At 48.5% G+C, this 239-nt stretch carries 1 pseudogene; it reads left to right on the top strand.

The features are described from left to right. A pseudogene (locus OGV94_RS25170) lies at nucleotides 1-239 on the top strand (hypothetical protein); the annotation flags it as partial.

Here is a 239-nt window from a genome sequence, read left to right as displayed (position 1 = left end):
CGTCGCGCATCACTGTCCGCCTCTGACAATAAAAAAAAGGAACAGCATACAGCAAACGTTGACACGCAACGCCCCAAAAATCCTTTTTATCGCCGTTCCGTACTGATCCCGCAGGCGAAAAGATGGCAGGAGGATCTGCCGGTTCAGTGGCTGGAGCATGATGTTGAACCCAATGCTATCTGGCTGAATGAAAAGAATGATATCTGGCTGGAAATTCCCCGTTATGAGAATCAGATCTC

This window comes from Citrobacter sp. Ce006 (genome assembly GCF_030336535.1).
GTDB lineage: Bacteria > Pseudomonadota > Gammaproteobacteria > Enterobacterales > Enterobacteriaceae > Citrobacter > Citrobacter europaeus.
Note: the sequence above shows the minus strand (reverse complement) of the source record. Positions and strands in the feature narration are given on the sequence as shown.